The sequence below is a fragment of the Serratia sp. AKBS12 genome (assembly GCF_024793895.1).
Lineage (GTDB): Bacteria > Pseudomonadota > Gammaproteobacteria > Enterobacterales > Enterobacteriaceae > Serratia_F.
This window is the reverse complement of sequence record NZ_JANUSB010000002.1, coordinates 149,600-163,869: the sequence shown is the minus strand read 5'-3', so window position 1 is coordinate 163,869 and position 14,270 is coordinate 149,600. Positions and strand designations below refer to the sequence as shown.

At 59.1% G+C, this 14,270-nt stretch carries 12 protein-coding genes and 1 riboswitch; of the genes, 4 read left to right on the top strand and 8 right to left on the bottom strand.

All coding sequences use genetic code 11. From position 1 onward, the window contains the following. Positions 1-155: 155 nt before the first annotated feature. Positions 156-2,510, bottom strand: coding sequence for a DNA polymerase II (locus tag NYE85_RS00735; protein WP_259002787.1), 2,355 nt, complete (start codon positions 2,508-2,510; stop codon positions 156-158). Positions 2,511-2,701: 191 nt separating this feature from the next. Between NYE85_RS00735 and NYE85_RS00730 the strand changes: the two genes are divergently transcribed. Continuing rightward, positions 2,702-3,469 (top strand): DedA family protein, encoded by a 768-nt coding sequence (locus NYE85_RS00730; protein WP_259002417.1) that lies wholly within the window; start codon positions 2,702-2,704, stop codon positions 3,467-3,469. A gap of 35 nt (positions 3,470-3,504) precedes the next feature. Here NYE85_RS00730 and ilvN read toward each other — a convergent pair whose 3' ends face one another. From ilvN to sgrR, 7 genes are all read right to left on the bottom strand, one after another. Then, positions 3,505-3,798: an acetolactate synthase small subunit gene (gene ilvN / locus NYE85_RS00725; RefSeq protein WP_259002415.1), complete on the bottom strand. Its 294-nt coding sequence runs from the start codon at positions 3,796-3,798 to the stop codon at positions 3,505-3,507. A gap of 2 nt (positions 3,799-3,800) precedes the next feature. Further along, positions 3,801-5,495 carry an acetolactate synthase large subunit gene (ilvB, locus tag NYE85_RS00720; RefSeq protein WP_259002412.1) on the bottom strand — a complete coding sequence of 565 codons (1,695 nt, stop codon included), beginning with the start codon at positions 5,493-5,495 and terminating at the stop codon, positions 3,801-3,803. A 112-nt stretch (positions 5,496-5,607) separates the two neighbouring features. After that, complete coding sequence (gene ivbL / locus NYE85_RS00715) at positions 5,608-5,706, bottom strand: ilvB operon leader peptide IvbL (RefSeq protein WP_071586693.1); 99 nt, start codon at positions 5,704-5,706, stop codon at positions 5,608-5,610. 105 nt (positions 5,707-5,811) lie between these two features. Next, on the bottom strand, positions 5,812-6,513 hold the full coding sequence (gene thiQ, locus NYE85_RS00710) for a thiamine ABC transporter ATP-binding protein ThiQ (protein ID WP_259002410.1): 702 nt from the start codon (positions 6,511-6,513) through the stop codon (positions 5,812-5,814). Between the two features lie 107 nt (positions 6,514-6,620). Further along, positions 6,621-8,225: a thiamine/thiamine pyrophosphate ABC transporter permease ThiP gene (thiP, locus tag NYE85_RS00705; RefSeq protein ID WP_259002408.1), complete on the bottom strand. Its 1,605-nt coding sequence runs from the start codon at positions 8,223-8,225 to the stop codon at positions 6,621-6,623. Further along, positions 8,201-9,157: a thiamine ABC transporter substrate binding subunit gene (gene thiB, locus NYE85_RS00700; protein ID WP_405050651.1), complete on the bottom strand. Its 957-nt coding sequence runs from the start codon at positions 9,155-9,157 to the stop codon at positions 8,201-8,203. The genes thiP and thiB overlap by 25 nt, the downstream gene beginning before the upstream one ends. Before the next feature lie 82 nt (positions 9,158-9,239). Beyond that, positions 9,240-9,338: riboswitch (TPP riboswitch) on the bottom strand. A 37-nt stretch (positions 9,339-9,375) separates the two neighbouring features. Next, entirely contained in the window at positions 9,376-11,037 is a 1,662-nt protein-coding gene (gene sgrR, locus NYE85_RS00695; RefSeq protein ID WP_259002404.1) for an HTH-type transcriptional regulator SgrR, read from the bottom strand. Positions 11,038-11,129: 92 nt separating this feature from the next. Between sgrR and sgrT the strand changes: the two genes are divergently transcribed. The 3 genes from sgrT (at position 11,130) to NYE85_RS00680 (ending at position 14,250) form a co-directional block, all read left to right on the top strand. Beyond that, entirely contained in the window at positions 11,130-11,303 is a 174-nt protein-coding gene (gene sgrT, locus NYE85_RS00690) for a glucose uptake inhibitor SgrT (RefSeq protein WP_259002402.1), read from the top strand. Positions 11,304-11,448: 145 nt separating this feature from the next. Beyond that, positions 11,449-12,636 carry a sugar efflux transporter gene (locus NYE85_RS00685; RefSeq protein ID WP_259002400.1) on the top strand — a complete coding sequence of 396 codons (1,188 nt, stop codon included), beginning with the start codon at positions 11,449-11,451 and terminating at the stop codon, positions 12,634-12,636. 141 nt (positions 12,637-12,777) lie between these two features. Then, a complete protein-coding gene (locus NYE85_RS00680) occupies positions 12,778-14,250 on the top strand; it encodes an anion permease (RefSeq protein ID WP_259002398.1) in 1,473 nt (490 codons plus the stop codon). The last annotated feature ends 20 nt before the right edge of the window (positions 14,251-14,270 follow it).

Here is a 14,270-nt window from a genome sequence, read left to right as displayed (position 1 = left end):
CTACAACGCCACGGGTAATGATTCAGAATTTGGGAAGGGCGCTATGGTAATGGAAGGCAGCGCGTTCGTCACCTGCAAAACTTGAGGATTTTTTACTTCCCGCATTCGCTGGCAATTCGGCAAGAAAATTACGAATTCACTTGACCCGATGCCGTTTAAAACAAACCCATCTGCCCGGTGACCAGCGTGGCGAAATCATCGTGCAGGAAAGGAAGTATAGCGTCTGCCACCGGTTGCAGCTGGCGCTCAAGGTAATGATCGTAGTCAATGGCGGACCGTTGCGTTTCCAGTGGCTCCGGGCCGGCAACCGTCATGACATAGCCGATCCAGCCGCCGCTCTGGTATTGCAGCGGTCGCCCCTGCTGTCGGTTATAGTCATCGGCGATGCGCGCGGCGCGCACGTGCGGCGGTACATTGCGTTGGTATTCGTCCAGCCGCCGCCGCAGGCGCTTGCGGTATATCAGGCGATCGTCGAAGGTGCCATCGAGGGTTTTGGCCACGTAATCGAGTACAAACTCCCGATAGGGCTGACGTTTGAAAATCAGCTGATACAGCTGCTGTTGGAACTGCTGCGCCAGCGGCGTCCAGTCGGTACGTACCGTTTCCAGTCCCTTGTAGATCATTTGCTCGCTGCCGTCGGGGTTGGCGATAAGCCCGGCATAGCGCTTTTTGCTACCCTGTTCCGCACCGCGAATGGTCGGCATCAGAAAACGGCAATAATGGGTTTCAAACTCCAGCTCCAGCGCGCTGTCCAGGCGATACTGCTGCTGTAAATGCCGTTGCCACCAGCTATTGATGTACTCCACCAGTTGACGACCGATCTGTGCCGCCTGCGCTTCGCTATGGGGCGTCTTCAGCCACACGAAGGTGGAGTCGGTATCGCCGTAGATGACCTGATAGCCGCGAGCTTCGATAAGCTCTCGGGTTTGCCGCATGATCTCGTGGCCACGCAACGTAATGGAGGAGGCCAGGCGCGGATCGAAGAACCGGCAACCACTGGCGCCCAGTACGCCGTAGAAGGCGTTCATGATGATTTTCAGCGCCTGTGACAGCGGTTTGTTGTGCTGTTTTTTGGCGGTTTCGCGCCCTTGCCAGATCTGGCTGACGATCGCCGGCAGGCAATGTTTGCTGCGCGAGAAGCGCGCATTGCGAAAGCCGGCAACCGAGTCGGCATCGTCTGGGTGCTGCCCGCCTTCCACCAGTCCGACCGGATCGATCAGAAAGGTGCGGATGATCGAGGGATACAGGCTTTTGTAATCCAGTACCAGCACCGAGTCGTACAGGCCGGGCTGCGAGTCCATGACAAACCCGCCGGGGCTGTGCTCTTGCGGCAGTTCGCCCAGATTGGGCGCAACGTAACCCTGGCGATGCATGCGCGGCAGATACAGATGGCTGAAGGCCGCTACGGAACCCCCGCTGCGGTCGGCTGCCAGTCCGGTGACGGTGGCACGTTCCAGTAAAAAGGTCAGCAGCTCGGTTTTGGCGAAGATGCGCGTCACCAGTTCACAGTCTTTCAGGTTATAGCGGGCCAGCGCGGGTTTGTCTTCGGCAAAGCGACGGTCAATCTCGGCCATGCGCTGATATGGGTTATCGATCGACTTGCCTTCACCCAGCAGCGTCTGCGACACCGACTCCAGACTGAACGACGGGAAGTTCCAGGTGGCAGATTTCAACGCCTCAATGCCGTCGATAATCAGCCGACCGGCGGCGGAACAAAAGAAGTGATTTTGTTTGAAACCGTGTTCGCGCCACTCCAGCAGGTTGCCGCCACGGCCAAAACGCAGCGGGATCTGATAGCGGTCGGCGTGTTTTTGCAGCACCCGCAGATCAAACTGGATCAGATTCCAGCCGATAATGGCGTCGGGATCGTACTGTTCCAGCCACTGATTGAGCCTTTCCAGCAACAGAGGGCGGCTGGCGCAGTAGTGCAGATCGAAATCCAGAGGTTGATTGCCGCCGTTGGCCGGACCCAGCATGTACACCTGCCGTTGACCACAGCCTTCCAGCGCAATGGAATACAGCTCGCCATGGGCGGTGGTTTCAATGTCCAGCGACACCATCTTCAGCCGTGGGCGATAGTGTGGTGCGGGTTTGAGCTGCGCGTTCAGCAGCGGACCGTTGCCGTTGGGCTGGCCGCTAAACCAGACCGGCGCGGTGATGAAACGCTCCATCAGGTAGCGTTCCGGCGGACGGATATCGGCCTCGTAGACGCTGACGCCGCCTTCTTTCAGCAATTTTTCCAGCTTGATCAACTGACGGTGCTGACGGCAGTACAGGCCCAGCACCGGTCGGGCGTGAAAGTCCTTCAGCGGCAGTATTTTCAGCGAGATCTGCCGTTCGCCGCGCAGCAGCAGTTCGGCGCGCTGGCGCTGTTCGACGGGGATGAACGCCACCGACGTTTGCGGCGGCAAGCGCAGCTGCTGCGGGCCGCTGTCGGTGGCCAGCCAGAACTCGATTTCGCTGCCGGCGGGGGTGTCGCGCCAGTGGCGGGTTAGCAGGAATCCCTGCATGGGTGAGGTGACGGTATTGTTCAACGGCCAGGCTTATCCGATGGAGACATATGCAATAGTATGGTTTTTTATACAGTAATTGTCCACCTTCTGGCGAGACTGCCAAAAACGCATACAATTCACCAGTTGACTCATTGAGATACTGACCGGACAATCCCCGACCCGGCGATTTTCAATTCACTAGAGGTTCAATGGAAGCCTATTTACAGCATCTGATTACTCAGTCATTGGCCTTCACTCTGATGGTGATTGCGCTGGTGGCGTTTCTGGAGTCGTTGGCGCTGGTCGGGCTACTGCTGCCCGGCACGGTGATGATGGCCAGCATTGGTGCGCTGATTGGCAGCGGACAGATTGATTTTTATCTGGCGTGGGTGGCGGGTATCGGTGGCTGCCTGCTGGGAGACTGGATTTCCTATTTCATTGGCCGGGCGTTCAAGGCGCCGCTGCATCGCTGGTCATTCCTGAAAAAACACAAGGCGATGCTCGACCGCACCGAACATGCGCTCCACCAGCACAGTATCTTTACCGTGCTGTTGGGCCGGTTTGTCGGGCCGACGCGCCCGCTGGTGCCGATGGTGGCCGGCATGCTCGATCTGCCGCCGTACAAGTTCGCCTTGCCGAACATTATCGGCTGCATCACCTGGCCACCGGTCTACTTCTTCCCCGGTATCCTGGCCGGAGTGGCGCTGGATATTCCTGCCGATAGCCACAGCGCCCTGTTCAAATGGCTGCTGTTTGGCGTGGTGGTGCTGATCTGGCTGGCGGTCTGGCTGAGCTGGCGCTGGTGGCGCACAGGCAAGCGCAGCAGCGACCGGTTAAGCGCCTGGCTGACGCCGCTACGCCTGCGTCTGGCCTGTGTACTGGCCTGGTTGGCCGCCGCCGCCTGTTTTTACCTGATGCACCAACAGCCGCTGATGCCGGTTTACCGCCACTTGCTGTGGCAGGTGCTGGCGGGCTGAAGGGCGGGGCCGGGTGACGGCCCCGCTGTGGCGGTTTACTGAAAGAAGGTGGCCAATTGCTCAAACACCCGTACGTCTTCGTTGTGGCGTTTTACCTGTAGCACATCTTCGAGCTTTTCTACCTGACTGATCATCTGCACCAGGCGCTGGTCGTCAGCCACCAATAGCCAGATGCGGCTTTGCTGGCCATCTTTTAGCGGCATACATAGAATGCCTTCGACGTTGAACGCGCGGCGAGCGAACAGGCCGCAGACGTGCGACATCACGCCCGGGTGGTTGCGTACTGCCAATTCCAGAATCACCTGCGGGTTCTTTTGCTGTAGTTGCATGTTCATTCTCCAATCATGTCGATGTTGGCGGCACCCGGCGGCACCATCGGGAATACTTTTTCATTGGTGTCGATCAATGCGTGGATCAGGCACGGGCCAGGGCGTTGGATGGCATCCGCCAGCGCCGCCTGCGGATCGGCGGCGGCGTTTAAATCACAGATATCCATGCCGAAACCGGCGGCGATTTTCAGAAAGTCGGTACGTTTTGGATAGGCGGCGGCAAAAATGCGTTGCTGGTAAAACAGGGTTTGTTGCTGATGCACCAGCCCCAGCGCCTGATTGTTCATCAGAATAATTTTCACGTCCAGATCGTGTTCTACCGCCGTCGCCATTTCCTGAATGTTCATCATCAGGCTGCCGTCACCGGAAAAGCATAATACCTTGCGCCGTGGCTCGGCCAGCGCTGCACCGATAGCCGCCGGCAGGCCGAACCCCATGGTGCCGAGCCCGCCGGAGGTCAGCCACTGGCGCGGGCGACGCAACGGATAGGCCTGCGCCACCCACATCTGATGCTGGCCGACGTCGGTGGTAATAATCGCATTGTCGTCGACGCAGCGTGCCGCCGCCAGTACCAGCCCATAGTGACTCAGCGGATCGTCGGCGTTCGGCATGCTGAACGGGAATTCGCGTTTCAGGTCGTTGACGGTGTTCAGCCATGCGTTGCGCGACTGCGCGTCGATCTGCGGCAACAGCTGTTGCAGCACCTGACCGACGTCGCCATGAATTGCCACCTGCGGCTGTTTTACCTTACCCAGTTCGGCGCGATCGATATCTACGTGAATGATTTGGGCATTTGGGCAGAACTGTTCGGTTTTACCGATCGCCCGATCGTCAAAGCGCGCCCCCAGCACGATCAGCAAGTCGGCTTCCTGCAGAATAAAGTTGGTGCTGCGTGCGGCGTGCATGCCCAGCATGCCCAGCGACAGCGGATGGTCGACCGGCATGGCGCCCAGCGCCATCAGCGTCATGGTGGTCGGCAGGTTGGCGCGCTCTGCCAGCGCCAGTGCCGCCTGGTGTGCCTCGGCGCAGATGATACCACCGCCGAGATAGAGGATCGGCCGTTTGGCCTGGTTGATCATCGCCGCAGCCTGGCTGACCTCGGCGGCAGCGAACGTCGGTGCGGCGTCGGGTTCGGCGATCGGCGGCAACCGATCCAGTTCGATTTCGGCGGTTTGCACGTCTTTCGGGATATCAATCCACACCGGCCCGGGGCGGCCAGATTCGGCAATGCGGAACGCATCGCAGATAACCTGTGGCAGTTCGCGGATGTCGCGCACCAGGTGGTTATGCTTGGTTATCGGGATGGAAATACCGTAGGTATCGACTTCCTGGAATGCGTCGGTACCAATCATCGACGACGGTACCTGGCCGGTGATGCATACCAGCGGGATCGAGTCGAGCTTGGCATCGGCAATGGCGGTCACCAGGTTGGTGGCGCCCGGGCCGCTGGAGGCGATGCACACCGCCGCCTTGCCGTTGGCGCGCGCCATGCCCTGCGCCATAAAGCCCGCGCCCTGTTCATGGCGGGCCAGCACGTGCTGGATGCTGCTGCTCTGGCTCAGCGCGTCGTACAGCGGCAAGGCGGCGCCGCCGGGGATGCCGGCGACGGTAGTGATGCCCTGGCGTTCCAGCAGATGCACGATCAACTGTGCGCCGGTAAAGCGTTGCTTGGGATGAGGCGTGCCCGAAATTGCCATGTTTCTATCCTTTTCTCAGAGCCGGTGTGCTTCGCTGAGCAGGGTGTAGAAACAAGAAACCCCGCCCGGTTTGCGCCGGCGGGGTTTGGGAATCGATGCGTTGATTCGGACCCTACGGCGCACTGCCGACGACCACCACCACACGCACGACGACCACCGCGGCTGGTAGCGCGGTAACTAGTAGGGTCGAAGTCAGCGAGGATGCGATCATGGGGACCTTATCATCAATAATGAAAAACAGAATTTTATAAAAGCACAGGCGTAAAATTCGCACAACAGGTTTATTGGCGCAGCATAAAAAACGCGCGTCAGATCACTATTTTGCCGAAATCCCCACCACCCGCGCTGCCGGCGTGCTGCCGTCGAGCAGCGCCTGCGTTGAACCGTCGTAATAAATCCGCCCGTCCACCACCAGCAGCGTCCGTGCGGCGATGCGTGCGGCGTCATCCAGATTGTGCGACACCATCAGCAGCGTCAGGTTGCGCTGGCGGCACACCGTGTCCAGCAGTTGCAGCATGTCGCTACGCAGTGCCGGATCGAGCGCTGAAAACGGTTCGTCGAGCAATAAAATCGGCTGCTGGCGTATCAGGCAACGGGCCAGTGCCGCGCGTTGACGCTGGCCGCCAGACAGCTGTGCCGGCAAGCGGGACAGATGTTCCGCCAGTCCGACCTGCTCGGCGATCTGCGCCAGACTCCTCTGATGATCGGCGTTGAGACGCAGGCCGGGATCCAGCCCCAGTCCGATGTTCTGCCGTACCGTCAGGTGGGCAAACAGGTTGTTTTCCTGAAACAGCATCGACACCGGCCGCTGCGCCGGCGGCGTGTGGGTATGATCGCCGCCGTCAAGTCGCAGCCTGCCGCTGGCGGCCGGCAGAAAACCGGCAATCAGGCTCAGCAGGGTACTTTTGCCGGCGCCGCTCGGGCCGAGTACCGCCACGCGCTCACCCGGCTGGATACGCAGATCAAAGCGCATCGGCAGGTGTTCATACAGATAGGTCAGGTTATCAAGCTCTAGCATAGATCCTTCATTTTTCACAGTACCGCGCCGCTGGCTGGCATCAGAGGTTCCTGTCTTCTCGGGAACCGGCTACGCACTTGCTCGCCGCGCCTTTGGCGGCGTGAAATCTATCGGGCCGTACGGCCCGGTAAGCGTTCAATCAGGGTAAACAGCAGGAAGCACAGCATCAGCAGTATCAGCGCGGTGACCGCGCCGTCGTTGCTGCGATAAGCGCCAATTTGCTGGTAAAGGTAGAAGGGCAGAGTACGGAACTGCTCATTGCCGAACAACGCCACCACGCCGAAATCGCCGATCGACAGCACGCAGGCGAAGGCCAGCGCCTGTGCCAGCGGTCGCCGCAGCGCGTGCAGTTCAACCCAGCGCAGCCGTTGCCAGCCCTGCATGCCCAGCGACAGGCACAGGGGATTATAGCGCTCCGCCAGATCGCGCATCGGCGTTTCCAGCACCTTCAGGGCGTACGGCACCGCCATCAGCGCATTGGTCAGGATAACCAGCGCGTACGGCGACTGCGGCAGCCCAACGGTATCGCTCAGCAGCAGGAAGAAACCGGTGGCCAGCACGATGCCCGGCATCGCCAGGATCACCATGCCGCTCAGTTCCAGCGTTTCCCCCCAGCGCAGACGCTGTTGCAGTTTCAGCTCGCGGCTGCTCCACACCAGCATCATGGTCAGCAACACGCACAGCAGGCCGGCGCCGACGGCGATGTACAGCGAGGTTAGCAGCGCCTGCCACAGCACCGGTTGGCGTAGCACACTGGCCATCGCCTGATTGGCGCCATCGACGATCACCGCCAGCAACGGCGGCACTAGCAACAGCAGGGCGGCGGCGATCAGCATAAAATCGGTTACGCGTTGTCGGCGGCTGTCTTGCGGATTACGCCAGTGCGCGCCCTGGGTATGACCGACCGGTAGCGCCTGGCCCAGCTGTTGACTGAACACCACCAGCCCCAGGCAGCAGGCAAGCTGGATCAGCGCCAGCAGCGCCGCGCGGCCAAGATCGTAGTCGTAGCTCAGTGCCTGGTAGATAGCCAATTCGATGGTGGTGGCCTGCGGACCGCCGCCTAGCGACAGCACGGTGGCAAAACTGGCGAAGCACAGCATGAATATCAGCGCTCCGCTCGGCAATATTTGGCGACGCAATGCCGGCCATTCGACAAAGCGAAACTGCTGCCAGCCGTTCATGCCCAACTGGGCCGCCAGTTGGCGTTGTTCCACCGGAACGTTTTCCAATGCCTGCAACAGTAATCGCGTCGCCAGCGGCAAGTTGAAGAACATATGCGCCAGCAGAATGCCCTGCAGCCCATACGGTGAAAACTGGTAGTCAATCCCCAGCCAGCCGCACAGTGCCGCCAGCCATCCCTGCCGTCCGTAGACGCTGAGCAACCCGAATACCGCCACCAGCACCGGCAACACCAGCGTCATGGCGCACAGCCGCAGCAATAGCGTGCGGCCGGGAAAGCGCCGACGGTATAGCGCCCGCGCCAGCACAATGGCCGGCAGCACGGAAATCAGCGCGGACAATGACGCCTGCCAGAAGGTAAAGCGCACCACGTGCCACAAATAGGCGTCGTGCCAGAGGCCCTGCCAGTCACTTTGCGGCGCGTGTCGCCACAGCGAGCCGAACGCCAGCGCGGCGACCAGTAGGAGCAGACCCGCGGCAATCAGCCCCGGCCACAGCCAGGCGGGGATCAGCGGCTGACGGCGGTTTGCCATGTACGGATCCAGTTGCTGCGCTGTTTGGCCACCTCTTGCGCGCTGTATTGCAACGCGGTCTGCGGTACCTGTATCGAATCAAAGCCCGCCGGCAGCGTGGTGTTGATCACCGGATACATCCAGTTGCCGGTCGGAATGGTGTTCTGGAATGCCGGCGTCAGCATAAATTGCATAAACCGTTCGGCCAGCTGCGGATGTTTGCCGGCTTTCAGCCTGGCGGCCACTTCGATCTGCAAGTAGTGACCCTCGCTGAAGTTGGCGGCGGCGTACAGGTCTTGCTTTTCTTCGATCAGATGGTAGGCCGGGGAGGTGGTGTAGCTGAGCACCAAATCGCCTTCCCCTTTCAGGAACAGGCCATAGGCTTCGCTCCAGCCCTTGGTCACGGTGACGGTTTTCTTCGCCAGCTGTTGCCACGCCTGCGGGGCGCGATCGCCATAGACTTTCTGCATCCACAGCAGCAGGCCCAATCCGGGGGTACTGGTACGCGGATCCTGATAAATGACTTTCCATGGTCGGTCGCTACTGACCAGTTCCTGTAGGCTCTTCGGTGGGTTTTTCAACTTCTGCTTGTTATAGACGAAAGCAAAATAGCCGTAATCGTAGGGCACGAAGGTGCGGTCTTGCCAACCGCCCGGCACCGTCAGACTGGCGGTATCGACGCCGCTTGGCGCGAACAGCCCGGTTTGCTCGGCGGCCTGCAGCAGGTTGTTGTCCAGTCCCAGTACCACGTCGGCCGGGCTGTTTTTGCCCTCCATCCGCAGCCGGTTAAGCAGGGAAACCCCATCTTCCAGCGCGACGAACTTCAGTTCGCAGTCGCAGTCGGCCTCGAAGGCTTTTTTGATAGCCGGGCCAGGGCCCCAATCGGCGGCAAAGGAATCATAGGTGTAAACCGTCAGCGTTTCTTTCGCCAGCGCCGGAGCGGCCAGCAGCATTAACAGACAGGGCAGGTATTTTTTGATCACGTTGCACTCCTGGAATAAGGGGGCAAGGTTTCTGAGAAGGCAAGCGGGTTATCCGTTGGCGATGCTCAAATCCCTCCGCCGGTATTAGCCGGTTCAGGTTCGACGGGTTTGCTCTCAGCGGAAACTGTCTTCCGCACCCCGTTGAGACGGCGCTATTGTAAAGAGTCTGCGTCTTCGGCGAAAGACGATTATGCCTCCGGCGGTGCGAACCAGGCGGATTTGAAATCGAACCAGCCGAGCGTATTCATGCGCACCCCGCGCATGCTGCGTTGACCATGCAATTGCAGCCAGTGGTGAAACAGCGGGTGCAGATGATGACGGCTGACCAGGCGCTGGCAGAATTCTGCCAGCGGCAGGGTATTGTCACGCCATTGCGCCGCGTCCTGATTTAGATCTTCGCTCATGCAGTGCTGCATCAGCGGCAATTCATACAGCGTAGCAAACAGCGAAAACTCCAGCGGCAAGTAGAAGTTGGCGCTGCCGAGCCAGATATCGCTGTGCGCTGCGCCCTGGTGCCAGCAATCGTAATCGATGATTTGCACCTTCAGCCTGATGCCGTGCTGTGCCAGCAGCGGCTCAATGGCTTCGCTGATGGCATAAAATTCGGAGTGCTCGCTGTAGTAGGTGAGAGTCAGTTCGGTCAGACCTGGCGGCTTGCTTTGTTGTGCCAACTGTCGGTTGTGGTGCCAGCGCGGCAAAATGCCGTAGGCGGGGGACCAGTAGCGCTGGTACACCGGCCCGGCATTGCTTAGCAACGCAATGGGGTTGATCAGCTCACACAGCCAGCTGCGGATCGTCGGGTCGGCGGCCAACGCCGAACGCTGGTCGAACAGCAGAAAGTAGCAGCCTTCTTCCAGCCGACTCTCCAGTTCGTTTTTGCCGGTGTCATCGGCTTGCAGCTGTACGCCGGAGTGCACCAGCTCTTCGGTCACCTCCGGCAATACCCAGATATTGACCTCGTCAATCAGTGCGCGAAAACCGAAATAATCGTCAAAGGCGTGAATTTTCAATTGATTTTGATGATTTCGCACCACTTTGTAGGGGCCGGTACCGACCGGTTGACGGGCGAAATCTGGCAGGCTGCGCCATTCGCGCGGCACAATCATCGCATGGACGCTGCCCAGCAGCCATGGCAGCCAGTAGTCCGGACTGTGCAGATGGACGTCGATGACATACGGCGTCGGTGAGGTGACGCGAGCGAGATGGGAAAACAGCGGCAGCGGCATCAGGCGCGTCAGCGATTGGATCACATCCTCCATGTCCAGTTCGCGGCCATGGTGAAAGTGAATCGCCGGTCGCAGATAAAAACGCCAGTGCAGTGGAGTTAACGCCTGCCAATGGTGGGCAAGATCGGATTCCAGTTCCCCGTTTTCCTCATTTATACCTGTCAGTCCGCTGAAAATTTGCCGTGCCAGGTGGGTTTCCGAGCGGCGCAGCGCCGAGCCGGGCAACAGATTGGACAGCTGGCGGTAATACAGTACGCGCAATATGTGCTTGCCCTGGCGAAAGCTGCGCCCCAGTTGGGAAAGCAGCATCTGGCGTACCACGTTTTTGTCGCCGACCAGCTGCACCAACTGGTCGATGCGATCCTGTTCCAGCAACTCTTCTGCCCGCTGCTGCTGTAGCGCCAGGCCGGTGTAGTGGAAAGTCAGTTGCGAACGCTTGCCGCGCCCAGCCTCCGCATGCCAGGTCAGCCAGCCGGCCTGCTGCATCGCGCCCAGCAATGAGCGCACGTGGCGGCGAGAACAGCTGAGTACCTCTGCCAGTTCCTGCAAGGTGGTTTCGGTGGTTTCACCATGGCAGCGTTGCCAGAGGCGGATGAATTGTTGTTGCAAGCGTGAGGTGGACATAAAAGAGGAACACTCCGCGGTTAACTCGTCAATTTATCTTTCCCTATATTACGCCGATAATTTTGTCAGATGAAAGCACGGGGGTGCGGCTTATGAACCTTTTATTGACCAGACAGTTTTATCAGCGCTATTTCGCCGCCATTGGCCGCCAAAAAGCCGATTGGCTGACGCTGGTGCCGCCGCAGGCGCGTATGGAAATGCTGGCCCATCTCACCCAGTGGGATCTGCCGACACTGTCGGACAAGGAATACCGTCGGCGCCTCTAGGGCTTGAATAACCCAATTTCTGAGTAATGGTGCATTTCACCAGCCAGTGGGGCGACCCACTGGTTTTTTTATCTTTCGCTGCTGCTTTCTTCTGCCAATTTCCTTCTGTAGCATAACGATTTTGTCTCTGGTCAGGGATGCAGGTATGAATTCCAAACGCTGGTTGCCACGCCGTTTTAACCCGATTTTCACCGCATTCCTGATTGTTGCCTTTCTTGCCGGTATCGCCGGCGCGTTGCAGGCGCCGACGCTGAGTCTGTTTTTAACCACCGAAGTCAAAGCGCGGCCGTTGTGGGTCGGGCTGTTTTATACCGTTAACGCCGTGGCCGGCATTCTGGTCAGTTTTTTGCTGGCCAAGCGCTCGGATACTCGCGGCGACCGGCGCAGGCTGATTTTGCTGTGCTGCCTGATGGCGGTGGGGAACTGCGTGCTGTTTGCCTTTAACCGCGACTATATGACGCTGATTACCGCCGGGGTACTGCTGGCGGCGATCGCCAATACCGCCATGCCGCAAATCTTTGCCCTGGCGCGTGAGTATGCTGACAGTACGGCGCGCGAAGTGGTGATGTTCAGTTCGGTGATGCGCGCCCAATTGTCTCTGGCGTGGGTTATTGGCCCGCCGCTGTCGTTTGCGCTGGCGCTGAATTACGGTTTTACCGTGATGTTTCTGATTGCCGCCGGCATTTTCCTGCTCTGTGCCATACTGGTGTGGTTTTGCCTGCCGTCGGTACCGCGCGCAGCGCAAACCGGTAGCCTCGACGCCTCGCCGATTGCACCGCCGAGCGCCTGGCGCGACCGCGATGTGCGGCGGCTGTTTGTCGCATCGATGCTGATGTGGACCTGCAATACCATGTATATCATTGATATGCCCCTGTATATCACCAGCGATCTCGGCCTGCCGGAACGGCTGGCGGGGCTGCTGATGGGCACCGCAGCCGCGCTGGAGATCCCGGCGATGCTGCTGGCGGGTTATGTGGTCAAGCATTTCGGCAAGCGCAGCATGATGCTGTTTGCCATTGTGGCCGGCATCGTGTTCTACGCCGGTCTGGTGCTGTTCCAGTTCAAACTGGCGCTGATGGTGCTGCAACTGTTCAATGCGATTTTTATCGGTATCATCGCTGGCATCGGTATGCTGTACTTCCAGGATTTGATGCCGGGTCGGCCCGGTGCGGCCACCACCATGTTCACCAACAGCATTTCGACCGGCGTCATCCTGGCGGGCATCCTGCAAGGCGTGCTGGTGGAGAACCTTGGCCATTACGCGGTGTACTGGCTGGCGACGGCGTTGGCCGCTCTGTCGCTATGGTTATGTAGCCGGGTACGCGAAGCATGATCGTTACTTCCCTCATCATTGACATATGTCATTGAGAAACTTACGCCTTACCCCCAAGCTGAACGGACTTTCCGCGCGTTGATTGTAGCGCGCTCAGCCATCTTGTTTGAGATGCCGATCCGTTGAAAAAGTGGGTATGTTATGGACAAACTGTCTCCGCTCAAGCCTGTTCCTACGCTGATTGCCGTCGCCGCTGCGCTGCTTATCTGGTTTGTCATCCCGGCTCCCGAGGGTGTTGAACCCAATGCCTGGCAACTGCTGGCACTGTTCATCGGCACTATTATTGCCATCATCGGCAAAGCGATGCCGATAGGCGCGGTATCGATCATTGCCATTGCGCTGGTGGCGCTCACCGAAGTTACCCATCCCGGCAAGCCCGGAGCGGCGTTGAGTGATGCGCTGAGTGGTTTTTCCAACCCTCTGATCTGGCTGATCGGTTTTTCGATCATGATTTCCCTCAGCCTGAACAAAACCGGCCTGGGTGGGCGAATCGGTTATTACTTTATCTCGCTGTTTGGCAAAAAGACGCTGGGTATTGCCTATGCGCTGACGTTGGCGGAAACCACGCTGGCGCCGGTAACGCCAAGCAATACCGCACGCGGTGGTGGGATCATCCACCCAATCATGAAGTCGATCGCCGACAGCTTTGGCTCTAAGGCCGAACTGAACACCGCGGGCAAAATTGGCCGTTATCTGGCATTGGTGAATTACAACATCAATCCGGTGACCTCGGCGATGTTTATCACCGCTACCGCGCCTAATCCGCTGGTGGTCAGTCTGATAGCCAAAGGTACCCACGACAGCGTGGAGCTGTCCTGGGGCATGTGGGCGCTGGCGGCGCTGGTACCGGGGATCTGTTCACTGTTCGTTATGCCGTTGGTTATCTATCTCCTCTATCCACCGGAAATCAAAAGCACGCCGAATGCGCCGCATTTTGCTCAGGAAAAGCTGCGTGAACTCGGGCCGGTGACGCTGCCGGAGAAAATCACTTTGGCGGTGTTCGCGCTGTTGCTGGTATTGTGGGCCGGCATTCCGGCGATGATATTCGGCCCGGCGCTGGCGGTGAGCCCAACCACTGCGGCCCTGGTTGGGCTGGCGGTGCTGTTGGCCAGCGGGGTGCTGAGCTGGGATGACATACTGAAACACAAGGGCGCCTGGGACACCGTGGTATGGTTCTCGGCACTGGTGATGATGGCAACCTATCTGGGCAAACTCGGGTTGATTACCTGGCTATCGCAGAGTGTAGGCGCCGCTATTGCCCATATGGGGATGAGCTGGGTGGGTGGCACGCTGTTACTGACGCTGGTTTATCTCTATTCCCATTACTTCTTTGCCAGCACCACCGCGCACGTTACCGCGATGTTCGCCGCCTTCTTCGCCGCCGGTATTGCCCTTGGCGCACCACCGGTATTGCTTGGACTGATCCTGGCGTTTTCCTCTTCGCTGATGATGTCGCTAACCCACTATGCAACCGGGACCGCGCCGATCATCTTCGGTTCGGGTTATGTCTCGCTGGGAGAATGGTGGAAAACCGGCCTGGTAATGAGTGTCGTCAACCTGACGATCTGGCTGGTCATTGGCAGTTTATGGTGGAAGTGGCTGGGATACTGGTAATCCCAGCCACTGTTGACGCC